Raw genomic sequence first — 22,117 nt, 5'->3', positions numbered from 1 at the left:
TAAAAGCTCGAACGGTTAACGTTTGGAGAAGGATTGATATAAATATAGCCTGGACCGGAATAGTAATAATCGGCCTTTGCTTGAACAACAAAAAATAACAAAATAATCAATACGGCGATGCGCGCCACCACTCGATAAAAATTCATCGGGAATCTCCTGAAGTGGTTGCAATTAACATTCGATGCAAGTTTTGTTCCGCGACGAGTTCCGGGAGGATAAAACCGCCCTTTATTGTAACTAACTGTATACAAATGTATTTAATTTATCGGTCCGGTCGCTTGGCGGAGTATGAGCGATAGTTTTTCAGCTCAATTTTTATCGGGACTGTTGAAAAACAAACGACGGCCCGGGGAAGTTGTTTCGCTTTTCGCCGGCATGATAGATTAACGACGTCTCAACGATCCGAACCAATCACGGGAGCCCAGTCATGAGCAAGGATTTGATCGAAAAGAACGATACCGGCCGCGAGGCGCCGCGCAAATTCTGTCCGTTGCTGAAAGAAACCTGCCGCGGCCAGGAATGCCAATGGTGGGTGCTCGATTACATGGAAGCGCGTCACTCGTACCGCATCGACTGCGCGATCACCATGATGGCCGTGGGCCTGACCGACGAGGCGCTGCTCAAACTCGCCGGCCGCCCCGACTGACAACGCGGCGATCGCGCGTTCGCCCGTTAATGCTTCGCTTTTTCCAGGCACCGGCGCCAGCTTTCCGGCAGACCGGTTTTGGCCTGGGCCGAATAATCGTAAGAAACGACGACGACCTCGCCGACGGCGGCCACCTTTTGCAGCTTTTCGCTGACGACCAGATGTTCCAGCTTGAAACGATCCGCGCCGATCTCCAGGACGCGCACGCCGACGTATAGCGTGTCGGGATAGGCCAGCGGCGCTTTGAATCGGCAACCGGTCGAAGCCAGGATCGGCCCGACGCCGTGCGGCAAACCTTTTTTCGTCATTTTCATTTTTTCAAAAAATGCAATGCGCGCCGTTTCGAAGTAGCGGAAGTAAATGATGTTGTTCAAGTGCTGAAAGGCGTCCATCTCGCCCCAGGCCAGGGGAATGACGACCACCGTATGGCATCCTTGAAAATAGCCGGCCATCGATTTGGGTACTCTCGCGCTCATGAAATCCTCGGTGGAAAAATCGTTATAGTGCGTTGATGATCGTTTCCTTTTCGGCCATCAGCGCAACGGGGAACGTCACCTGGCCGGGGCCGTAGACCCAATCGGCCATGTGCTGGTTGTAGCGCCGGTAATTCCAGCGGGCCTTGATTCGAATGGGAAAGGCGGCGTCCGCCGGCAGGGCGATCTCGAAGCGGTCGTCGCGCGATTCGTCGGGCGCCAGCACGCGCTTGTTGGCCACTCGGGCGATGGCCCAGAAGCGGTGGTTTAAAATGCGTTGATTGTCGGCGTCGTACAGTTCGATTCCCAGACTGATCGCTTTATCGGATAGATAATGGTTTTCGTCCAGACCGGGCGTCGAGTAGATCAATCGTCCCCGCGCGTCAGTGGCGGTCACTTCCAACCAAAGTTCATTGAGATCCAGTGGGCCGGACGGCAACACGTGGGCGTGGGTGTTGTTTTGCGAGTGCACGAGGCAGGAAACGGTCGTGGCCGGTTGCGCCTTCGCCGGCACCGTCAGGTCGATCGCGATCGGCGTCTGGTTTTTCAGGTAACGATTGTAAGCTTTCAGCTTCGGGTGGCGGATCAGAGCCAGATAGAACTTTTCGTAGTTGGTGATTTCAATGTTTCCCAGCAGCCGCTGCAGGGTGATCTCATCGTAATTCTTGTCGATTGCCAGTTCGCCGGGAACCAACAAAGAAAGAGACTGGCAGGTGCCGACGAAGCGGTGGTCGCCCGCGGCGTGCCAGGGGTGGGCGGGGTTTCTGGTCACCCGGGTCAGCGGCAAATGACAGGCCCGGCAGTCGACGCCTTCGCTTTGGGCTTGCGACGTTAGCCAGGGAGTATGGGTATCACCCAACACCAGCGGTTTCCCGTTGACCAGCATGGGCATATTCACCCGGTGGCAGGCGGCGCAATATTCGGCGGTGGTTTGCACCGGGTGTTTAAAGATTTTGCGATGCGGCATGAGGTTGGCGGTCAGAAAAGAGTCTCGCAGGGTGATCATTTGCGGATCGGTCAGATCGAAATCGTCCAGATGAGTTCGGGGGAATCGCAGCGTCGCCAGACCGTTGGCGGCGACCGGACCTACCGCGGTAATGACATGGCAGTATTGGCAGGAAATGCCTTCTTCGCGCATGGCGTCCTGGGCAGGATCGTCGGGATTGTCGAGCAGGCCTGACAACGCGATCAACGGCGTGTGACAGCGCGAACAAAAAACGACGGCGTTCGGGCCTTTTTCTTTCGCGTATTGCTTGAGCAGCTTTTTATACGGCTCGGTTTTGCCGGCCAGCCGGTGAGGCGAATAGTACCACTGTTCGTAAATTGTATGATGATTGTGGCAGTCGCCGGCCGAGCAATAGGTCGACGGCCAGAAACGATTGTTGGGCACGAGCACCTTGCCGGAGCCGGCTTCGGCCATCTCCACTTGCAGAGGTTGCGGGGCGACCGGCAGGCGTTTTGCGGCGTATTTTTCGGTCAGATTTCCGCCGTTTTTCAGCGGATGGATCAATAGAACGATCAAAAACAGGGCGAAAACGGGAATTCGGGCGATTCGCAAAATCCGGTTTTCGACCGGTTGAAAGCGAACCAGCCAGAAAAACAGGGCCGCCGCCGCCAAGGCGCCGTACCGATGCAGATAATGGTAGAAATTATTCCGCAGCGAGTTGAGAAAACAAAGTTGTACGCCGGTCTGCACGACGGTGAAACCCAACAGCCAGATTAAAAAAATCACCGGCAAACTCTTGGCAAGCGAATAATCGCGGCGGACCGCCAGGATCAGAAAGCCCGCCATGGCCAGCGCCGCGAGCGGATAATTGATCTGATAGGGCACTTCGGCCAAATTAATGAAAGCGGTGAAAACGGAAACCAGTAAGGAAAAGTAAATGCCGAAGCGAACGGCGCGGAAAGATTGAAAGATTCTCGGGAAACCGTACAAGAGCAGCAGCCCCGCCATTAGAACGCCGAGGCCGCGATGAATCGTCAGGAAGGAAAAATCGTAAAAATTCAAATCCTTCCGCAAGGCGATCCAGACTCCGGTAACCGTCTGCGAAATAATCAGAACGAGAAGGAACGGCCCCAGGAACAAACCAGGCAAACGAAATTCGAGGGTGGATTTTTTCGGAGATTGTTCCGACATTTCATCAGGCATCGGCGCTCCGGCAATGACAGCAGGCCGTACGGATTATAAAAAAGCTTGGCCGATAAGTCATTCGGAAACGATGGTCTTTTTTTCTTCCGCCATCGGGGTGACGGGAAAGGTAACGACGCCGGGGCCATAAACCCAATCGGCCATGTGCTGATTGTACCGCCGATAATTCCAGGTGGCGATGATTTGGATGGGGAAAAAGGCGTTCTCTGGTATGGCGATTTCAAAACGATCGTCGCGGAATTCATCCGGCGCCAATACGCGCTTGTTGGCCACCCGGGCAATCGCCCAGAAACGGTGGTTGAAGATCCGCTGGCCGTCGTCGTCGTATAGTTCGACTCCCAGGCTGGTGGCGTTTTCAGAAAGATAATGGTTTTCGTCCAGACCGGGCGTCGAGTAGATCAATCGTCCCCGCGCGTCGGTGGCGGTCACTTCCAGCCAAAGTTCGTTCAGATCCAGGGGGCCGGACGGTAAAACATGCGCGTGAGTGTTGTTTCGCGAACGGACAAGGCAGGAAATCGTCGCGGCCGGTCCGGCTTTTTCGGGGACTGTCAATTCAATGGCGATGGGCGTCTGATTTTTCAGGTAATGCTGGTAAGCCCGTAGCTTTCCGCTGCTAACGAACGCGAGGTAATACAATTCGTAGGTCGGGATTTCAATGTCACCCAGCAGCCGCTGGACGGTGATTTCGTCGTAATATTTGTCGATTCCTTCTTCGCCGGGCACGAGCAGGGAAAGCGCCTGGCAGGTGCCGACGAAGCGATGATCTCCCGCTGCGTGCCAGGGATGATCCGGATTTTTCGTAACCTTGGTCAACGGCAGGTGGCAATCCTGGCAAGTGATTCCTTCCCGATAGGATTGCGAGGTCAGCCAGGGGGTGTGAGTGTCACCCAAGAGGATCGTTTTCCCATCGATCTGCAGCGACATTTTCACCCGGTGGCAGGCGGCGCAATATTCGGAAGTGGAGTGTACGGGGTGTTTGAAGGCGTCCCGATGGGGCATGAGATTCGCGTTGAGAAAGCGGTCACGCCACCCGGCAATCTCCGGATGGCGCGAATCGTAATCGTCCAAATGAGTGTTGGGAAAACTCAAGGTCACCCGTCCGTTGTCGGCATCGGCCGGGACCGCGGTGATCGAATGACAGTATTGGCAGGAAATGCCTTCGTCACGCCAGGCATCCTGCGCCGGATTGTCCGGATTATCGGGCATCCCGGCCAAGGCGAGCAGCGGCGTATGGCAACGCGAACAAAAGAGAGTCGCGTCCGGTCCCTTTTCCTTGGCGTATTGTTTGACCAGTTTCTTGTAGGGTTCGGTTTTGCCCGCCAAGCGGTGAGCGGAATAATACCATTGTTCGTAAATGGTATGATGATTGTGACAGCTTCCGGTGGAACATTGTGCGGACGGCCAGAGATGTTCGGGCGGCACGAATATCTTACCGGCTTGCGCTTCCGCCATGTCCACTTGAACCGGTTTTGGTGGTGTCGGGTCGCGGAGAACGGCATATCGATTGGTCAGATTCAAGCCCATTTTGACGGAATAAATCAAGGGCAGCAGGAGCAATCCGGCTATTAAAACGATCCGCATAATCCGCCGGGCTTGGGAAACGGCTGGCGGCAAACCTAACAGGAGATAAAAACACAGCGCCGCCGTCAGGGCGCCGTAACGATGGAGCAAATGATAAAAATCGTTGCGCAACGCATTGACGAAACAAAGATGCAAACCATTAAAGACGATCGTGAACCCCAGCAACCAAAGGAACAAAGCCAGGGCAGCGCTTTTCACCGGATGTTTCTCGATCCGGACGGTTTTGGCGAGATAAAGCGCCAAAAAGGCCGCGGCCAGGAAGTAATAGATTTGGTAAGGAGTCTGAAAAAAATAAAAGCCGATAAAGAACAGAATCAATCCGGAAAAAACGATTCCGGCGCGATTGCTTCGAAAGGTCCGGAAAATCCGGAAGAAGCCGTAAAAAAGCAGGTACAAAGCGAGAAAAATGCCGATGCTGCGATGAACAATCAGGAACGAGTAATCCAGGAAATCCAGTTTTTTCCGGAGCATGATCCATAAGCCGCTCAGGGATTGAAAGGCGATCAGACCGTAGAGCAGCGGCCCGAGAAGTAATCCAGGCAATTGGATAGTCAGAGAATGGTTCTCCACCGATTGGTCCGGAGATACAGCAGGCATCATTACTCCATTGCTGGCATCGGAACGGATGGATTATAAGAAACGAATCGCGGAAAGTCATGTTGCCACTTTTTTCGATAGGCGATGCGAGAGGGAGCCGAACGATGATCACCGAGCGAAAAGAAATCGGACCCGGGACCGGCGGCGAGAACAAGCGAACCTTGTTACTACTTTGTCATGGCCTGACGATCATTTTTCTGCTGGCGATCACTTTTCTGGCGTTTTGGTCGTGGAACCGGTTGCCGGCGAAAGTGCCGGTGCATTTCGGCGCCGACGGTCTGCCGGATCGCTGGGCCGAAAAAGGCGGTGAGTTCGTCTCGCTGTTTGCCGTTCCCTGGCTGTTGACGGGAATGATGTACGGTTTTTCCCGGCTGACTCCCTGGTTTCGCCGGCACCCGCAATGGCTCAATATTCCCAACAAGAAAAAGTTTTTAGCCCTACCGCCGGAGCGGCAAGCGCCGTTTTTCGCAATGCTCGACTTGTTCTACGCCGGCATGGCCGCGTCGTTGAATCTGCTGTTTCTGCTGATGAATATCGCCTCGGTCCAGATCGCGCTCGGCACCTGGGATCGTTTGCCCTGGTGGTCGATCTGGCTTCCGCTGGCGGTGATTTTTTCCGTCGCGATCGCCAACACCGTGTGGATGGCGGTCGTCGTGAAAAATCTGACGCGGGACGGGAAACCATAAAAGAACGCCGCTCGTCGCGACGAACGGCGTTCTCTTTAAACGACTGTTTTCAATCCGCCCAGTGACCGTCGGAGTCGTATTTTCGCAACCAGATATTGCGGTTTTGGGCGTCGGTGTAGACCGTACCGACCACGTAAACGTTGTCGTTGCCGTCCAGGGCGATGCCGTTGGCCGTGTCGTCTCCGGAGTCCGCGCCTTGATAAATGTCTTGCCAAAGCAGCGTTCCCCCGTTGTCGAATTTGCCGACCCAGGCGCCGCTGAACTCGGTCGACGATTCGCTTTTTCCGGCGACGTAGACGTTGCCCGAGGAATCGACGGCGATGTCGCGGCCCTCGTCGGAAAGGTGGTCGTCGCCGTCCAACGTGGCTGTCCATTCGACATTGCCGTCGTTGTCGTACTTGCGGACCCAAATGTTGGCATATTGGCCGCTGACCCGCACCGAACCCGTCACATAGACGTTGCCGTCGGCGTCCAGCGCGATGCCGTTTCCCGAATCCGACATGCTTTGGGGACCGTTGCAGGTCTTGGTCCATTGAGGTGTGCCGTCCGCATCGAGTTTTCGCACCCAGATGTTGGTATCCTCGCCGGTAACGTCGTTGACGACCCCTACCGTGTAGATATTGCCGTCCGCGTCGGTCGTCACGTCGTTGCAGCCGTCAAAGGCGTTCAAACCTCCGTCGTAGGCGCGCATCCAAACGATCGTGCCGTCGGGATCGTATTTGCGGATGAGGATGTCCCAGTCGGCGCCGCTGACGCCCGTCCGGCCGCAGACGATGACGTTGCCGTCACCGTCCACCGCAATGCCGTTGCCGTAGTCGTAACCCAGTGAAATGTCGCCGTAGGTCCGCGTCCATTGCTCGGTCGTGTAGGAATCGTATTTCCGTACCCACAGATCAAAATAGCCGACCGTCTGGCCGATATCGCCGACCACGTAAACATTCCGGTCGCCGTCGACGTAAATGTCGTTGCCGTTGTCGGTGTCCGAGGCTGGACCGTTGACCTTCCGCGTCCACAACTCGGTGCCGGCGGCGTCCATGGCGTGAATCCAGATATTCTCTTCCTGGCCGCTTTCCGTGTAGCTCCCCACCAGATAGAGGTTCCCTTCGCCGTCCAGCGCGATCCCGTTGCCGAGGTCGTTTTCGTTATCCGGATCGTTGAACGTCATGGTCCATAGATCGACGGTTTGGAAATCGGCGGAAAAGCTGGCCGTCAGCGGATTGCCCGCTTTGTCCATGGCGCCGCTGCCGATGAAAATCGTGTAATTCTGTCCTTCGGTCAGCAGCGAATCGGGGGTAAAGGTCAGGGTATCCTCGTTCGCGTTCCAGTCGAAATCGCCACCTTGGGCGCCCAGATTGAAATTTTCTTCCACCGAAGTTGTGTCCATCGGCTCGCTGAAGGTCATGACGATGGTGCTGCTCAAAGCCACCTCGGTGGCGTTATCGGCGGGTATGGTGCTGACGATAAAAGGTGCCTCATCATCGTCATTGTCATCGTTGTCATTGTCGTCATTATCGTCGTTGTCGTCGTCGTCATCGTCGGCGCTGTCGTCATCGGCGCTATCGTCATCGTCGGCGTGGTTATCGTCGTTGTCGTCATCATCGTCGCCGCAGCCGAAAAAAGCGGTCGCGAAACCAAGCGGCAATAAAAGCAAGCATCCGAAAATCAGCCGGTAGAGATTCATTTTCTACTCCTTTTACGCGGAATGACTCTCCTCGCGATTGGTTGGCGTAACTAAATGAAACATCCTGTATCTGTTCGGCGCGGATTGGTGAATTATTAAAATTCGCCATTTGTTTGAAAACCCCGGTAGGCCGGGAAATAAAAAGATCCATTTCCATCGTTTTCCGTATGCTTGGCTTGGGCAAGTTGTTCCTGATTCTCGTTATTTATCGTTTGCTGATACAAAGAAAAATTTGCACAACCCCGGTTGACCTGAAGGGCAATCCCAGTGAGTATTTGCGGTGGCTAAACCGCCGAACGCTAAAACCGCGCGGTAAAAAAGACGATGCGCCGGAACGGAGAGTACCATGAAGTTCAAGTTGTTGCTTTTGTTCCTTTTTCTTTTCGGTTTCGTTCTCGGTCTGTCCGCTCTGTTGACCGGTTGCTCCGGCGACGATGACGACGACAACGACGATGCCGCTCCCGCCGATGACGACACCGGCGACGATGACGACGATGACGACAACGACGACAACGACGATAACGACGACAATGATGACGACGATGACAATGACGACAACAATGACGATGACGACGACGATACCACGCCGATGGATTGCCCCGCGGTAATCACCCGGCAGCCTTATCTGCAACTCGTTTCGCAGACGGGTATTTCGGTGCTCTGGCGGACGGACACGGCGAGCGATTCGCTGGTCGAATACGGTTTGACCGCCGATCTGGGCCAATGGGTCCACGACGATACCTTGACCATTCATCACGAACTGGCGATCACGGGCCTCGAACCCGGCACCACCTATTACTATAAAGTGCGCTCCTGCCTGAACGAATCCACCGTCGCGACCTTCCGCACCGCGCCCGAACCCGGCGAGCCGTTCAATTTCATCGCCTTCAGCGACAGCCAGGAACACTACGATATCTTCTCGCAGATTACGGCCCTGATGCTGGAAGAGGATCCCTGGTTGGCGATTTCATCCGGCGACACGGTGGACTCCGGTTGGAACGGGCCGGATTTCGACGAGCAGCTCTTCGGGCCGGGTGAGGCCGTGTGGCGCCAGGCGCCGCTGTATGTGGCGATCGGCAATCACGAGGGTTGTTCGCCGTTCTTCTATCAATCGTTCCATTTTCCGAACAACGACAAAGAGTACTACTCGTTCACCTACGGCAACGTCTTTTTCATCGCCCTGGCGCTGGATACGGCCAACATCTGCATTCCCGGCACCCCGCAGTACCGGTTCTTCACCGAGGCGCTGGAGTCCGAGGAATTCCAGAATGCCGAGTTCCGCGTGGTGTTTTTCCATACGCCGCCCTGGACCGAAGGCTGGGACGGTTATGAGGGCGAACCGCTGGTCCGCACGTTCGTGGTGCCGCTGATGGAAGAGTACGGCGTCGACGTGTACTTCAACGGCCACACGCACGATTTCGAACGCGGCCTGCTCAACGGCGTCACCAGCTACATCATCGGCGGCGCGGCGGGCAGCCTCGATTACTGGGTGCGCGACGTCGAGCACATCACGGTCTACAACGCCGTTCACCATTTCATGAGCGTTCAGGTGGATGATAAGGTCATGACGCTCAACGCCATCGACATCGACGGCAACACCTTCGATACCTGGGTGATCGCCCACTAATCCGCGCAAACGTTAAACGAAAAGCGCGCCCCGCGATGAGCGGCCGGCGCGCTTTTTTTTGGCGCGGCTTAATTCACCGCGGGTGTCTCCGCCCACTGCGTCGTCAGTTCCAACTCCACCGGGAAATGATTCACCAGCAGGTAGTCGTTGTAGCGTTCGTCTTCCATCAATACCGATTTGAAAAAGGCGGTCATGTAGGAATAGGAGATGTAGTTCGCCAACAGCGGGTCGATGCGCTCGGGATTGTCGCAGCCGTTGGCCGGGCGGATAAACCAGCGCGGCAACAGTTGGCAGGCGTCGGTGGCGCTGTAATGGCTGCCGCGTTTGAGCAGCAGGTGGATTTTTTTATCGGAATTGGATTGATCGAACGCCCCGCGCGTCCAGTCGTTGCCGATGCCGACGATTTCGTCCTGGTCGCTTTGCAGCATGAAGAACGGCTTGTCGAACGACGGCGGATAGTAATCGAGGAAGATCGGGTTGAGCGGCGCGATGGCGTCGATGTAGTCGAATTCCGGCCCCACCTGCATGGAAGTCAGGCCGCCGTAACTGTGGCCGGAAAGGCCGAAAATCGTCAGGTCCAGCGGAATCGAGGCGGCCAGCGAACCGTCCTGGGGCAGGTTCAGCAACGATTGATAAATGAAATCGACGTCGGGCGGCCGGTCGATCAGGCCGGTGACCAGCGTCGCCGGGTTGAAGAGGATCACCGCCTCGCCGGGAATGTTGGTGAAAATCGCCCCGTCGTAATGGTCGGGTGCGACGACGACGAAGCCGTGGCTGGCCAGGTGTTCGCAGAGCGTGAAGTTTTGAAAGCGCAGGGCCGAAATCCCGTGGCTGAAGAAAATCACCGGGAACGGCCCGTCGGTGGTATCCGGTTCCGCGTCCCGCATCGCGGTGGTGGTGATCGCCAGCAGACTGTCCATGTAGTCGCCGTAAACCAGGCCGAGCACCGACCAGGCCCAATCCGGCAGATCGCCGACCATCGCGGTCATGTCGTTCGGCACGCCGCCAACGCCGGTCGACGGGTACCAGATTTCGAGCGGCAACTCGCGATAGCGCAATCCCCAAAGCTGCCACCGGCTTTCGTCCGTGAAGTAAATCGTCGTCACGCCGACCGGATAAGGCCCGGTTTGGTCGGGCGGATAAAAGGCGTCGTCGTTGTCGTCGTTGTCGTCGTCGTTGTCGTCGTCGTTGTCGTCATTGTTGTCGTCGTCGTTGTCATCGTCGTCGTCAACCGCCTGATCGTCGTCGCCCGCCGGTGTGCCGTCCGCCGATTGCTCGTCATTCGGGTCGTCGTTATCGCAACCGGCGAGGAAAAAACAGAGGACGATCAAGAGAATGCCGAAAAGATGAAAAAAGGAGTGTTTCATGGTTTTTACGTCCGTGGAAGATCGTTGTTTCCTTATATAGAAATTGGGATTGGTTCGCAATCATTGTTTTCCGATTTTCACGTTTTATCTGTCGCATTGTCGCTTGTGAACCGGGCAAGTTCGATCGCCCGCGATTGAGGGTCTTCCGAGCCAATCGAGCGCGGGCCGGTTGGCGAATTCATCGAATAACGTTCATATGATAACATCCTTGACAATTAAATAGTATCGTGGAAAACTCGCCGATGGCGTGGTTCTTCACTCGTCCGGCTTTTTGGAAAAAGGAGGGTTCCCCGATGAGAGCGATTATTACCTTGTTGGTGGCGATTCCGGCGATGCTGCTCTCGCAAATGGTTTTTGCCGACGGTGTGACCTTGCGCTATGATTCTACGGGTAATCTGCTACACGAAATGCATTCCGGCGACGGCTGGACCAGCCTCTGGGCCGCTGATATTGGCGCGAACGACGAAAGCTGCCACTTGACCATGGCCGGCGGTCAGCTCGTTTGTTTTACCGCTGACAGTACGTTGGATTGGCAACTCGCGGTGCCGTTTGACGCCCGCGAAGTCACCATCGGCGACAACGGCAAGGTCTACATTACCGGGTTGGGCGACGGCGATATTTTCCGCACCATGGGTTATGACGCCGACGGAAACCAGCAATGGAACGCCGTCTGGGACGTGGTGCCGGATAACTTTGTCGATATGCCGACCCACATTCGAACCGATACTGCGGGAAACACCATCGTTTGCGGCCATGCGGCGGAAGAAGGCCTGGACACCCGCATCGCGCTGGTGTCGTACGATGCCGCGGGCAATGCGCGTTGGAAACGCATCCATACGGAACCGGAGGTGATCTATCACTATGCCGGAGACATGGTGTTGGACGAGGCGGGCAACATTTACCTCGCCGTGATGAAAATCAAGAACGAGGTGTATTCCGTCGATGCCATCAAATACGGCGCGAACGGCGATCTGCTCTGGGATTCATCCTATGTGCCGGATTTTAGCGATGACCGGTTGGACGTGAATGCGATCGCCCTGGACGCGGACGGCAATCTGCTCATCGGCGGTTCCGACCGCAACCTGTTCGTGGTCAAGTTCAGTGCGAGCGGCGCATACCAATGGAATTATGCCCATGGCGAGGGCGTCCAAGGATCCGCGCAGGACATCGTCGTCGATTCCACGGGGAGCGCGATTCTCGCCGGCCAATGGTCGGACGGCGCAATATCCGGTTATTTAACTGTGATGAAGGTCGAGGCGGACGGATCGCTGGCCTGGTTCGACCAGTACATTGGTGAACCGGATCAACGTTTGGGAATCGCCATGGCGATTGCCCTGGATGATGCGGACAACGCGTTCGCCGTCGGGCATTCCTGCCGACTGAAATCTCCCCCTTATGATGTCTATCGAAAGAAGTGCGAGATCGATACCCGGAAATATTCGCCGGAAGGTGATTTGATCTGGATGGCGACCTACAAGGGCGCGGACGGGTCGAGTACGGAGAACGGGCACGGCGTACGGGTCAGCGGGACCGGCGATATTCTGGTAACCGGACAGTACAGCCTGGAGGATGACGATGATGATCCCGACGACGACGACACCGCGTACCAGGATGATGACAACGGCGACGACACCGCATTTGACGATGACGACAACGGCGACGATACCGATGATTCGGACGACGACTCCGGCGGGTGGATGACAGACGACGACGAGGATTCCTCGTCCGGAGATGATGACGGTAACGCCTGCGGTTAGCGTTGATGGTCGATCAGGGCATAGTTGGACCTTCCCGAAGCTGAAAATGGGTGCTGATTCGCTTTCCGGCAATCGGATGCATGAATCCGAAAGCCGAATGCATTTGCCGGCCGACTTTTTTCAGTCATCTTCGTAACAAGTTGATAAATAAGGGACAACTCGATTCCCGGTTGTTGGCATCGCCCTTGCTCTGCTTGTGAGCGGAGGTGAGGCGATGCTGGGTCAGGTGATTTCGGCGGCGACGATCGGCGTGGATGCCTACACGATCCAGGTCGAGGTCCACGCCGGGCGCGGATTGCCGGCGCTGCGCATCGTGGGCCTGCCCGACGGCGTGGTCCGCGAAAGCGAGGAGCGCGTCCGCTCAGCACTGTCCAGCAGCGGGTTTTCGTGCCTCCATCACCGCACCATCGTCAACCTCGCGCCCGCCGACCGGCGCAAAGAGGGCGCGGCGCTCGACGTACCCATCGCCATCGCGATCATGCAGGCCTACGGCCTGGTGCCGCTGCTGCGCACGCGCACCCATGCCATGCTGGGCGAATTGGGGCTCGACGGCTCGATCAAGGCCGTATCCGGGGTGCTGGTCGTCGCTTCGCATCTGGCGGAACAGGGTTACGAGGGCCTGTTGGTGCCGCAGGGCAACGTGCCGGAAGCGGCGGCGGTCGAGGGCATCGAGGTGCGGGGATTTGCGCATCTGGCCGAGTTGGTCGGCTGGCTGCGCAACGAGCGGGAGATCGGGGCCGCGCCGTTGACGCCGGTTCGGGGCCACACGCCGTCGGCCGCCGACGTGGATTTGAGCGACGTCTGCGGCCAGCCGCACGCCAAGCGCGCGCTCGAGGTCGTGGCGGCGGGCGGCCACAATCTGCTGCTCATCGGGCCGCCCGGTTCGGGCAAGACCATGCTGGCGCGGCGCCTGCCGACCCTGCTGCCGCCGCTGGCCCTGTCGCAGATCATGGAAACCAATAAAATCTACAGCATCGCCGGCAAGCTCAACGGCACCGGACTGGTGGCGGAACGACCGTTCTGCAATCCGCACCACGGGGCGAGCGACGCCGGCTTGATCGGCGGCGGCGCGGTGCCGCGGCCGGGGCAGGTCAGTCTGGCGCATCACGGCGTGCTGTTCATGGACGAGTTGCCCGAATTTCATCGCAACGTCCTGGAAATGCTGCGCCAACCCCTGGAGGACGGCGAGGTTACCATCAGCCGCGCCGCGCTGACGATCCGCTATCCCGCGCGCTTCATCCTCGTCGCCGCGATGAATCCGTGCCGCACACCCCAACAGCACCAGGAACGCACGCAAAAAGCATCCGAACGCAACGCCGCGTTTTGTAAAGGATACCCCCGCTTCCTTCCGCGTTGTCCGTGTACGCGCCTCCAACGAGAAAGCGAAATCGGCCATGTGTGAGTTCAAATCGGCACGTTTATCCGTGCGAGAGAATTGCAGATCGAGTTCGGGGAATTTAAATCCGACCTTGTGTGCTTATGTGACCCCGGATGTCACAAGCAAGAGCTAGAGTCACGGCGTGGCTCGAAGAAACGGAGGAGAGAAATGTTTCTGTCCTCCAAGATCCTTGCGGGAGGCTTTCAATTGTGCTTAGCTTACATGAATCATCAAAGAACTGAACAGGCGCACACTGCAAGTTATGGGTATCATTTGACAACACCTTTAGCCTGAGGAGGAGCGGTAATGGGCCGTGCAATTCTGATCACGATCCTGTTGTTGGTTGCGATGGTCTTTGTGTCCAGCGTCGCTGCTGGAGTAGCGGGGGAAAATTCAAGCCTCCTTGTCTCCTCGCTTTTCATCCTTTGCACTGCGATTTGGGCGGCGACAGATGCTTCCAAGATCGAAATTAATAAATACAAGACAGGTCTTTCTGGACCCGTGGCCATCTTTTTCGGAGCGGTCATTCTTTGGATCATTGTCTTCCCGTGGTACTTGGCTGTTCGAAAACGTGTGTTGGCAGGTGAAGTCCCGCTCAAAGCAACGGGCGCTGTGCCGCAAGCGGCAGTCGCATCATCCATTCCCTTTGCTCCTTCACAGGCCGTTTCTCCACCAAGCTCATCAGGGCTGTCATCCGATGCTCTTGCTCAACTGGAAAAGCTGGCTCAGCTAAAAGAAAAAGGTGTGCTTACTGAGGAAGAGTTCAGTGAGCAAAAGAAAAAGCTCCTCTCGATGTGAGACGACCAATGGATATTTCAGAGCGCCTTGAGAAACTCGCCGAATTAAAAGAAAAGGGAATTCTATCTGAGGATGAATTTCAAGCCCAAAAGAAACTGATTTTAGACGGATGGGCAAGCCAAACAGAAAATGCTGTCGCTTCGCCTACTGTCGCCTTACCCGTAATTGAAGCCGTAAAAACCACGAATACGCCTTGTCTTTGGGTCTCGCTCGATTACTGGAACCTTTACGCATCGCCAAAAGGGATAACTGCAGTGCGAGTCCATAGGGGCTGGTGGGGGCTAATTGGGTTCATCGTTGGACTATTCCTCTACATCGTGACATTTTTCGTCCTTGCCGCTCTCGGGATTCTTCTGGACAAAAGCCGCGGTGAGGCAAGGTGCCATTTATGGGCGAGTAAATTCGATGAACTAAAAAACCGCAGACCAGCCTTTCACACGCTGGAAGCGGAATGGAGCAAAATCACTGGTCCAGAGCCATCAAATCTTTGCCTCGGCAATATCTGGTTAAAATATCGGGTCTTGATTGCTGGTAAAAATTACTATTTTGAATCTTCAAAACTCCCCCACATTGAACAACTAATTCGCCAGTTCAAAGAACCTGTTGGTGCTTGAAATGAATAGCCTTTTCAAATACTGGCCTTGCCATCGGCTGGAATCACGTTGCTTAGCCATTGGGCGATGGCGTTCGCCGATATGCAGTCGCTGCTACGGACTTTTCTGGGGGCTAGTTATTGGTCCTTTATTTTGGTTGGCTGAAATTTTGACGACTCGGACAATAGCCATCTTATTCATGCTGCCAATACTTGCCGATGCACTCACCCAAGAAGCGGGCTGGAGACATAGTAATAATGCTCTTCGCTTTCTCACCGGTGTCTTAGGCGGCATCGGTGTCATTATTTACCTGCTGTCTTGGGCCCAGAATGATTTTCGCAATATGCCTTTCCTCGAGTCCGTTTGCAGATCGCCCGAAAATAGTTCTCAAGAACCACTAACACTCTACGTTTATCACGATATCCAGAAAAGAAAGGGGCAGGCTTTCTTAGATCATAGCGCTCTCGTACCAACGGCAGAGGAATTCGCCTATGCCGGACCATACGACTTATCTCGCTTTTCACAAAGGAGGAATCATGAATCGACGTACGGAAACTGTTCTCGTCCTACTCATGGCTGGTCTGATTTTTGCCCTACTTTTAGCTTGCAGCTCTGAAAGAGAGGAAACAAAATCCGTCCAGTCTGAAGGCCCGGCGGTGTCGATCACGGCCGACCAGTTATTCAACGCCTATAAAGCAAACGAAGTTGCAGCTGATGAAAAATTCAAGGACAAGGTTCTTCTTGTTTCCGGAACCATCGATAATATCGGCAAGGACATTACGGACACACCGTATGTCGTTCTGAAAGCTGGCGGGGACTTTTCCTTCGGTGGTGTGCAATGCATGTTTGACGATAAAGCCAAGGGTCAACTCGCAAACCTTCAAAAGGGCCAAAAAGTACAAATAAAGGGAAAGTGCAACGGGAAAATGGGGAATGTCCTCTTAAGAGGTAGCGTTTTGCAATAGTCAAGCCATTTGCTCAATGCGCACAGAGAGGGTCTGAGGCACGAAGTGAGGTGGTCTGATTGATCTCCTAGCGGTGAAAGGAGAGACAATGTGGGCGATCTTGGAAGGATTTGCTGGCCATTTCTGTCACAGAATACCTCAGCGTAGCCTTTCTGCAGATGGAGTTCAGTGTTTGTTCTGCTATCGCTGTGTGGGTTTCTATACTTCATTTGTATCGACAAGTATATTATTGATTTTGTGCCGTCACACAAAACTCAATGTAAAAATGTTCTGTATTGGTATTGCTTTCATTATAATAAGCATTATTGATTCTGTGGTCGAGCCTGGAAACAATCTAAGACGTGTCGTGTTGGGAAATATCGGCGGTGTTGGGTTTGCTGTTGCGATCATTCCGGTATTCTGGCAGGTCTTCATGCACGATCCCTCCGAGCGTGGTCATTCAGAACTAACAAGTCCTGTTAGCGCGTGGCTTTTGGGATTGTTGGTTCTGTTTGTTCAATGTGGGAGTTGGTTCGTCAATTGGAATAAGTCCCTGATTGCGGTTGTCTTTCTATCAGTACTTAGCGTGGTGGGCATCTTGTCTTTACTTTTTGTGGCGAATGTCTTTTGCGTGAGTCGGATTGTGCGAAAAAGACGACGGCTGACTGTGGCCCTTGCAACTCTTCTTGTACCCTTTGAATTGATATTGATTCCAATTACGAGAAGCATAGTTCATTGAATAGCCCTGAAGAAAAAAGGACGCAGCTGCTCGAAGCAAAAGCTACTTAGGAATCTGTTTTATTTTACAAATGATGCGTCGCACTTTGTAGTAGTCAGCGTGCAGAAAGGAGGCGATTGAAATTATTGATGCGTCTGGCTCGGACACCAAATATTGAGAAATTTGCCGTTCAAGAGAAGATTGAAAGTTTTCTGGTTGCTGGTTTTCTTGGTGTAGACAATTGTCATTAAGATCGGCGATTGAAATGGTCTTTCGATGTCCCCCGACAGCACGAGCAATTGCGACCTCAATCGTGCTTTTAAGCTCGCGTACATTTCCCGGCCAGGGATATGAGCGCAGAACACGAGCAAGGATCGGCTGAAAGTGCAAAACAGGCGACCGTTTTATTTTTGCCAGGCACTCATCGCGAGTAGTTCTCGCGAGCATCATGATGTCGGCGGGTCGCTCCCGAAGTGGTTGGAGGTGAACAGTAGCTGTCGATATTCGATAGTAGAGGTCAGCGCGAAATTTCCCCTTGCCGACGAGAGTCTTCAAATCCTTGTTCGTTGCCGCTACGATCCGAACGTCTACTTTGATCACGCGGCTACTACCTACTCTCACGATTTCGCTTTCTTGCAGAACACGCAAGAGGCGGGCTTGAAGAGTCAGTGGCAACTCACTGATCTCATCCAAAAAAAGTGTGCCGCCGTTGGCGACCTCGAAGTGCCCTTTCCTGGTCGTGATCGCACCACTGAATGCCCCGCGTTCGTGGCCGAAAAATTCGCTGTCCACGATGCCTTCGGGAATTGCGCCACAGTTCACCGCTACGAACGGCTTGCTGCGTCGTTGGCTGTGCCAATGAAGCGCCCTGGCGATTCCTTCTTTCCCGGTACCGGTTTCACCCTGAACCACCACTGGGAAATCGGCCAGTGCATAGATCGATCTGACCTCCCGGAAAATCTCGGTGAGGTTGGGGTCTGTCGTTCTCAGTTCCTTCCCTGGCCCGTATTCCAGGGACTCGATGTGCCTGGGCTTTCGCATAGCTGGGAATTTACCGGATTGCGGCCCGAGAAATCCTCGCTGCAAAGTCGTTTCTTTATCGGTTTGCCGAAGCCGCGACCGCGATTGGCTTTGACGAATCGCCGAACACTCGGCAAACTATCGGTAAAAGATCGGATCCTGAAAAATGGAGGTGTTTGATGAAACGGGCCTCAGTGCTTGCACTTCTGGCTTTTATTTTTCTCTCTACGGTGTGCTTGGCCGAAGATTCGAGCAGCACTCTTACCGCAACGGTTACTCGCGCAGTCGATGGCGATACGCTGGCGATTCAGATCGATGGACATAAAGACAAGGTTCGACTTATAGGGGTGGACACCCCGGAGACTGTTGATCCTAGAAAACCTGTTCAGTACTTCGGCAAAGAAGCGAGCGCCTTCACCCACAAAATGGCGGATGGCAAGACTGTGCGCCTCGAACTCGACCAAGCGAGCGCCGCGACGAACCATCGTGACAAATACGGGCGTTTACTTGCCTATGTGTTCTTGCCGGACGGCACTCTCCTTAACGCTGAACTTATCCGCCAGGGTTACGGCCACGCCTACACGCGGTACCCGTTTGCCAAGATGGAAGAATTCCGGGCGCTGGAGCGCGAGGCGCGGGAAGCGGGACGGGGACTTTGGGGTGGTGGGGAATCTGCGACGCCAACACCCACCCCCGATAGCGCACCGCCCTCAGCTCCCGGAGATAGCAAGTGCAAGATCAAAGGTAACATCAATGCCAGCGGCGAACGGATCTTTCATGTGCCCGGGCAGCACAACTACGATAAGACGCAGATCAACGAAGCGGCGGGCGAAAAGTGGTTTTGCACCGAGGAGGAGGCAATACAAGCAGGGTGGAGAAGAGCAAAGAAGTAGACAAATGATAGTGTGTTGACGAACCATAAAAAACTGGCTTCAATCAAGTTCAGGTTGAACCGGCATACTTACGGGACGACAAAAAGGAGTAGGCAATGAACACAGTCTATACTATGAAGGGCGTAGGGGATTTGTTAGAGATATTCGAAGACAGGGTAACGATTACCCCAAAGGGCGTCCTGGGTTTTCTGAATAAAGGCCTCAAGGGCACCAAGGAGATTCCCTTTTCATCAATTGTGGCTATTCAATTCAAAGAAGCGGGTGCGGTATTTAGCGGCTATCTTCAATTCACAATTCCCGGTGGCAATGAAAGCAAAGGCGGTTTATTAGCCGCAACAAAAGACGAAAACACTTTCATGTTTGCCCAGACTAAAAACAATGCAATCGCTAGGGAGATTAAAAATTATATTGATGAAGCTATCCGTAAGTCTCGGGCACCGCAAGTAACAACACCGGCGACAAATCTGTCAGATGAACTTCAAAAGTTAGCAACGTTAAAGGAGCAAGGGATCCTGTCCGACGAAGAATTTCAAGTAGCCAAAAAGAAACTACTTGGATAGCCCATTTTGTCCTCCACATGTGTCTTTCATTCATGGACGCAAACCTGATCTCCTGGCAAGTCAAGCCAGTAACCGACGCGCGGCTTGGTCTTGATAAGACCCCGTACTTCCTGAGATCGGATACCATTCCCATTTCCAGCTAATCTCTCTAATGCTCGTACCAGCGTGTGCCTTGTGTCGGTGATCTGATGGTCATAGATCGGATTGTCTGCCGCGTCATTGAGGCCCCAGATGCTGTTGTAAATTTCCTGCTTGGTCACGATCTTGCCGGGCTTCTTCGCAAGAAGCGCGATGAACTTGAGCGGCGTCGGTTGCAGGTCGACCATCGCGCCTTTGTAGGACACGCGGTGCTGCTTGATATCGAGGATAAGGCTTGGCATGGGGTCGGCTTCGAAATTGGGTTCGACTAATCCCACAGGAGCAGTTTCCTCTTCTTGGTGCATCGCCGTTGGCGCGCCCTCACGAACCAGGTCGAACAATTTCTTGCCGGTCTTCGGGCCGAGGATTTCACTGAGTCGAGCCTCGGATGATTCTTCAAGGGCACTCTGATCGCACAATTTTGAATCCACGAGCTTTCGCAGGACGGCGCGGCCAACCCCGCGAAGATTCATGCGAGCCAACTCCACCGCATCGTTCCTGATGCCCTGGGTCAGACGCAGCGACAAATCGTGGACCTGGTCAACCTGCTTCTCGTTCCACCCGGCGATCTCGCACACGAGCGCCATGCCGTGAATGAGCCAATCGAATTCCTCGGCGACCCGTCGCACTGCGCCGCCCCAGACCCGGTATCCCTGCTCGATTTTTTTGATCGGCAGCTCCTCGATCCAGTCGTCCATCATGAGCGCGAGCTTGTACCGTTTGTTCACCTCGTAAATGCAGTGCGTTTCCTTGGCGACCGCCTGAAAAACGGCCCACTGCGCGATGTCGCCGCCACGGGCGCGATTCAACACCTGGTCCCGATACCCGGCGCGCCGGTTCTCCTCGGTCGACATCGTGACGTATATGTCGTTGGCGTCGTGGCTGCGCGCGGCGATCACCAGCATCTCGAACTCGGTGGAGAAACGATCCTTCGCCGATTGCGCCCAGCGAAAGAAGGCGAAGGCCGTCTTTGGGTGCAGGCATTGTGAAGCGCAGGTACGCCCCAACTCGGTGATGACCAGCTGCCCCTCGTGTTCGACCACCGTGGAGCACGAGATGCAGATGTCCACAGCTTGGTCGACATCCTTGCGGAACTGATCGAGCGTCTGCTTCTGCCGCCAAACCTCATGGCCGGTAAAGCTGCCGAGGAGGAAGTGGTAGAGTTCTTCCCGCGTTGCGCACAGGCCCGATGCGATCAGATTGACGACGTGGCTCTCTAGCGGCGCGTTGGCGAGTGTCGGCGTGATGTCTTCAAAGCTCCCCTCGATATAGTGCCGCGCCATCGCCTTCGCCGGATAATCGCCCAGGCTGACCATGATGGAGCGCCCGAAGTCCGAGGCGAGCGACAGTCGCCCGGCGCGGCCGCTCATGTTCTCGTATTCGCTGCGCGTGATGTCCTCGGTGACCCAGCGGCGGAATTTGGAAGAGTATTTCCACTTTTGCGAATCGACGAACACGTTCTTGGCCGGGAGGTTCATGCCCATTGCCAGGGTGGACGTCGAGAACAGCGCCTTGATGGTCCCGGCGCGGAAGTGCTTTTCGATCAAGCGGCGCTCGGCCCAGGTCAGATCGGAGTTGTGGAAGGCAATGCCCTGGGTGAGTAGCTCAGTGAGAATTTCGCGGGCGTAGGTGTCCTCCATGTCGGCGAGTTCCTCGATGGCTTCGGTCGCGGAAGGAAGTGACACCAGGTCCGACAGACTGCGCGCCGCGAACACCGTCGAGTTGCGATCCCGCATGAAGACCATGCATTGCTCGCCGCGTTGGGCGAGGTGCGCGATGTTGAGTAGCAGCTGGAGATCGGCGTTCTTGGAATTGTTGTCGTCCCAAACCATGTCCTCCGACCCTGCGGCGCCCGAATTGTGTTCGCGGTAGTTGAACACTCCCTGGCACAGGATGCCCTTGCGAAGCTCAACGGGACGCTGCGCCTCGACGAGGACGCGTGCCTTCAGCCATTTCTCCAGGCGGTCGGTTTTGCCGAGCACGGCGGAAAGGCCGAGAATCTGCGGACTGGCGTCCGACGTCACGATCCGCGTGAGCAGCACTTCGAGCACCGGCCCACGGAATTCGTCGGTGATCATCTGGAGTTCGTCGACGACGATCAGCCCAGCGCTGGTGAGCAACGAAGGTGTGTTCACGAGCAGACCCTGCATTTTCTCGTAGACCACGATAGCGATATCGAAGTCACCGCGCTGGATCAATTCGTCGAACTCGCGGTGGTCGCGGTTGGAGATGACGACGCGAATGCCGACCTCGCCATAGCGTTCGCTGAATTCGACGAACTTCTCCTCGGCGAGCGACTTCTGCGGGACCAGGTAGAAGACCTTGAGCTTTTTACGGGCCGCCTTGATCGCGGCCATCTCGCCGATGAATGTCTTGCCCGAGGAGGTGGGTGAGAAGACGATCAGGTTGCGGGATTCGAAGAGGCCATATTGCTGAATGGCTTTCTCCTGCACGGGCAGGAGCATCTCGCCGATGTGCCTCTTCCAGATGTCTACGATCTGTTTTTCAATG

20 protein-coding genes are annotated in these 22,117 nt (G+C 55.1%); 13 read left to right on the top strand and 7 right to left on the bottom strand.

What is annotated here, in order from left to right; genetic code table 11:
- Positions 1 to 427 precede the first annotated feature (427 nt).
- Positions 428 to 646, top strand: a complete 219-nt coding sequence (locus tag GX444_08685) for a hypothetical protein (GenBank protein NLH48667.1) — start codon at positions 428 to 430, stop codon at positions 644 to 646.
- A gap of 26 nt (positions 647 to 672) precedes the next feature.
- Here the strand turns inward: GX444_08685 and GX444_08680 are convergent, their stop codons facing one another.
- The 3 genes from GX444_08680 to GX444_08670 are packed head-to-tail and all read right to left on the bottom strand — an operon-like array spanning position 673 to position 4,939.
- Positions 673 to 1,098 (bottom strand): acyl-CoA thioesterase, encoded by a 426-nt coding sequence (locus tag GX444_08680; protein ID NLH48666.1) that lies wholly within the window; start codon positions 1,096 to 1,098, stop codon positions 673 to 675.
- Positions 1,099 to 1,144: 46 nt separating this feature from the next.
- On the bottom strand, positions 1,145 to 3,268 hold the full coding sequence (locus GX444_08675; GenBank protein ID NLH48665.1) for a hypothetical protein: 2,124 nt from the start codon (positions 3,266 to 3,268) through the stop codon (positions 1,145 to 1,147).
- Positions 3,269 to 3,325: 57 nt separating this feature from the next.
- Positions 3,326 to 4,939: a hypothetical protein gene (locus tag GX444_08670; GenBank protein NLH48664.1), complete on the bottom strand. Its 1,614-nt coding sequence runs from the start codon at positions 4,937 to 4,939 to the stop codon at positions 3,326 to 3,328.
- Between GX444_08670 and GX444_08665 the strand changes: the two genes are divergently transcribed.
- On the top strand, positions 4,940 to 5,329 hold the full coding sequence (locus GX444_08665; GenBank protein NLH48663.1) for a hypothetical protein: 390 nt from the start codon (positions 4,940 to 4,942) through the stop codon (positions 5,327 to 5,329).
- A gap of 221 nt (positions 5,330 to 5,550) precedes the next feature.
- Complete coding sequence (locus GX444_08660; GenBank protein NLH48662.1) at positions 5,551 to 6,132, top strand: DUF1648 domain-containing protein; 582 nt, start codon at positions 5,551 to 5,553, stop codon at positions 6,130 to 6,132.
- 49 nt (positions 6,133 to 6,181) lie between these two features.
- On the opposite strand, the gene GX444_08655 is transcribed toward GX444_08660, so the two are convergent.
- Positions 6,182 to 7,813, bottom strand: coding sequence for a hypothetical protein (locus GX444_08655; protein NLH48661.1), 1,632 nt, complete (start codon positions 7,811 to 7,813; stop codon positions 6,182 to 6,184).
- 346 nt (positions 7,814 to 8,159) lie between these two features.
- On the opposite strand from GX444_08655, the gene GX444_08650 reads away from it, so the two are divergent.
- Positions 8,160 to 9,440, top strand: coding sequence for a metallophosphoesterase family protein (locus tag GX444_08650; GenBank protein NLH48660.1), 1,281 nt, complete (start codon positions 8,160 to 8,162; stop codon positions 9,438 to 9,440).
- A 68-nt stretch (positions 9,441 to 9,508) separates the two neighbouring features.
- Here GX444_08650 and GX444_08645 read toward each other — a convergent pair whose 3' ends face one another.
- Complete coding sequence (locus GX444_08645; GenBank protein NLH48659.1) at positions 9,509 to 10,807, bottom strand: hypothetical protein; 1,299 nt, start codon at positions 10,805 to 10,807, stop codon at positions 9,509 to 9,511.
- Positions 10,808 to 11,100: 293 nt separating this feature from the next.
- Between GX444_08645 and GX444_08640 the strand changes: the two genes are divergently transcribed.
- The 7 genes from GX444_08640 to GX444_08610 all read left to right on the top strand — a co-directional run bounded on the left by GX444_08640 (position 11,101) and on the right by GX444_08610 (position 17,016).
- On the top strand, positions 11,101 to 12,564 hold the full coding sequence (locus tag GX444_08640; GenBank protein ID NLH48658.1) for a hypothetical protein: 1,464 nt from the start codon (positions 11,101 to 11,103) through the stop codon (positions 12,562 to 12,564).
- Positions 12,565 to 12,778: 214 nt separating this feature from the next.
- The gene (locus GX444_08635) at positions 12,779 to 13,966 is read left to right on the top strand and encodes a YifB family Mg chelatase-like AAA ATPase (GenBank protein NLH48657.1); all 1,188 of its coding nucleotides are present in this window, start codon (positions 12,779 to 12,781) and stop codon (positions 13,964 to 13,966) included.
- Positions 13,967 to 14,248: 282 nt separating this feature from the next.
- Positions 14,249 to 14,740, top strand: a complete 492-nt coding sequence (locus GX444_08630; GenBank protein ID NLH48656.1) for an SHOCT domain-containing protein — start codon at positions 14,249 to 14,251, stop codon at positions 14,738 to 14,740.
- A gap of 8 nt (positions 14,741 to 14,748) precedes the next feature.
- Complete coding sequence (locus GX444_08625; protein NLH48655.1) at positions 14,749 to 15,354, top strand: SHOCT domain-containing protein; 606 nt, start codon at positions 14,749 to 14,751, stop codon at positions 15,352 to 15,354.
- A 1-nt stretch (position 15,355) separates the two neighbouring features.
- The gene (locus tag GX444_08620) at positions 15,356 to 15,949 is read left to right on the top strand and encodes a DUF2085 domain-containing protein (protein ID NLH48654.1); all 594 of its coding nucleotides are present in this window, start codon (positions 15,356 to 15,358) and stop codon (positions 15,947 to 15,949) included.
- A gap of 40 nt (positions 15,950 to 15,989) precedes the next feature.
- Positions 15,990 to 16,298, top strand: coding sequence for a hypothetical protein (locus GX444_08615; protein NLH48653.1), 309 nt, complete (start codon positions 15,990 to 15,992; stop codon positions 16,296 to 16,298).
- Positions 16,299 to 16,386: 88 nt separating this feature from the next.
- Positions 16,387 to 17,016, top strand: coding sequence for a DUF2085 domain-containing protein (locus tag GX444_08610; GenBank protein ID NLH48652.1), 630 nt, complete (start codon positions 16,387 to 16,389; stop codon positions 17,014 to 17,016).
- Between the two features lie 42 nt (positions 17,017 to 17,058).
- Here GX444_08610 and GX444_08605 read toward each other — a convergent pair whose 3' ends face one another.
- Positions 17,059 to 18,036, bottom strand: coding sequence for a sigma 54-interacting transcriptional regulator (locus GX444_08605; GenBank protein NLH48651.1), 978 nt, complete (start codon positions 18,034 to 18,036; stop codon positions 17,059 to 17,061).
- A gap of 158 nt (positions 18,037 to 18,194) precedes the next feature.
- Here GX444_08605 and GX444_08600 point away from each other — a divergent pair, with 158 nt between their 5' ends.
- Both GX444_08600 and GX444_08595 read left to right on the top strand, forming a co-directional pair.
- Positions 18,195 to 18,908 (top strand): thermonuclease family protein, encoded by a 714-nt coding sequence (locus tag GX444_08600; GenBank protein NLH48650.1) that lies wholly within the window; start codon positions 18,195 to 18,197, stop codon positions 18,906 to 18,908.
- A 95-nt stretch (positions 18,909 to 19,003) separates the two neighbouring features.
- On the top strand, positions 19,004 to 19,468 hold the full coding sequence (locus tag GX444_08595) for a hypothetical protein (GenBank protein ID NLH48649.1): 465 nt from the start codon (positions 19,004 to 19,006) through the stop codon (positions 19,466 to 19,468).
- Positions 19,469 to 19,494: 26 nt separating this feature from the next.
- Here the strand turns inward: GX444_08595 and GX444_08590 are convergent.
- On the bottom strand, positions 19,495 to 22,117 hold a 2,623-nt coding region (locus GX444_08590; GenBank protein NLH48648.1), incomplete at its 5' end, for a DEAD/DEAH box helicase.

Source organism: Myxococcales bacterium (genome assembly GCA_012517325.1).
Classification (GTDB): domain Bacteria; phylum Lernaellota; class Lernaellaia; order Lernaellales; family Lernaellaceae; genus JAAYVF01.
The sequence above is the reverse complement of the archived record's forward strand: the minus strand, read 5'-3'. Positions and strand labels throughout refer to the sequence as shown.

Bases quoted from the DNA above. Each gene is read 5' to 3' on its own strand.
- GX444_08685 (NLH48667.1), top strand. From the start codon at position 428: ATGAGCAAGGATTTGATCGAAAAGAACGATACCGGCCGCGAGGCGCCG.
- GX444_08680 (NLH48666.1), bottom strand. From the start codon at position 1,098: ATGGCCGGCTATTTTCAAGGATGCCATACGGTGGTCGTCATTCCCCTG.
- GX444_08675 (NLH48665.1), bottom strand. From the start codon at position 3,268: ATGCCTGATGAAATGTCGGAACAATCTCCGAAAAAATCCACCCTCGAA.
- GX444_08665 (NLH48663.1), top strand. From the start codon at position 4,940: ATGATAAAAATCGTTGCGCAACGCATTGACGAAACAAAGATGCAAACC.
- GX444_08660 (NLH48662.1), top strand. From the start codon at position 5,551: ATGATCACCGAGCGAAAAGAAATCGGACCCGGGACCGGCGGCGAGAAC.
- GX444_08655 (NLH48661.1), bottom strand. From the start codon at position 7,813: ATGAATCTCTACCGGCTGATTTTCGGATGCTTGCTTTTATTGCCGCTT.
- GX444_08650 (NLH48660.1), top strand. From the start codon at position 8,160: ATGAAGTTCAAGTTGTTGCTTTTGTTCCTTTTTCTTTTCGGTTTCGTT.
- GX444_08645 (NLH48659.1), bottom strand. From the start codon at position 10,807: ATGAAACACTCCTTTTTTCATCTTTTCGGCATTCTCTTGATCGTCCTC.
- GX444_08640 (NLH48658.1), top strand. From the start codon at position 11,101: ATGAGAGCGATTATTACCTTGTTGGTGGCGATTCCGGCGATGCTGCTC.
- GX444_08635 (NLH48657.1), top strand. From the start codon at position 12,779: ATGCTGGGTCAGGTGATTTCGGCGGCGACGATCGGCGTGGATGCCTAC.
- GX444_08630 (NLH48656.1), top strand. From the start codon at position 14,249: ATGGGCCGTGCAATTCTGATCACGATCCTGTTGTTGGTTGCGATGGTC.
- GX444_08625 (NLH48655.1), top strand. From the start codon at position 14,749: ATGGATATTTCAGAGCGCCTTGAGAAACTCGCCGAATTAAAAGAAAAG.
- GX444_08620 (NLH48654.1), top strand. From the start codon at position 15,356: ATGAATAGCCTTTTCAAATACTGGCCTTGCCATCGGCTGGAATCACGT.
- GX444_08610 (NLH48652.1), top strand. From the start codon at position 16,387: ATGTGGGCGATCTTGGAAGGATTTGCTGGCCATTTCTGTCACAGAATA.
- GX444_08605 (NLH48651.1), bottom strand. From the start codon at position 18,036: ATGCGAAAGCCCAGGCACATCGAGTCCCTGGAATACGGGCCAGGGAAG.
- GX444_08600 (NLH48650.1), top strand. From the start codon at position 18,195: ATGAAACGGGCCTCAGTGCTTGCACTTCTGGCTTTTATTTTTCTCTCT.
- GX444_08595 (NLH48649.1), top strand. From the start codon at position 19,004: ATGAACACAGTCTATACTATGAAGGGCGTAGGGGATTTGTTAGAGATA.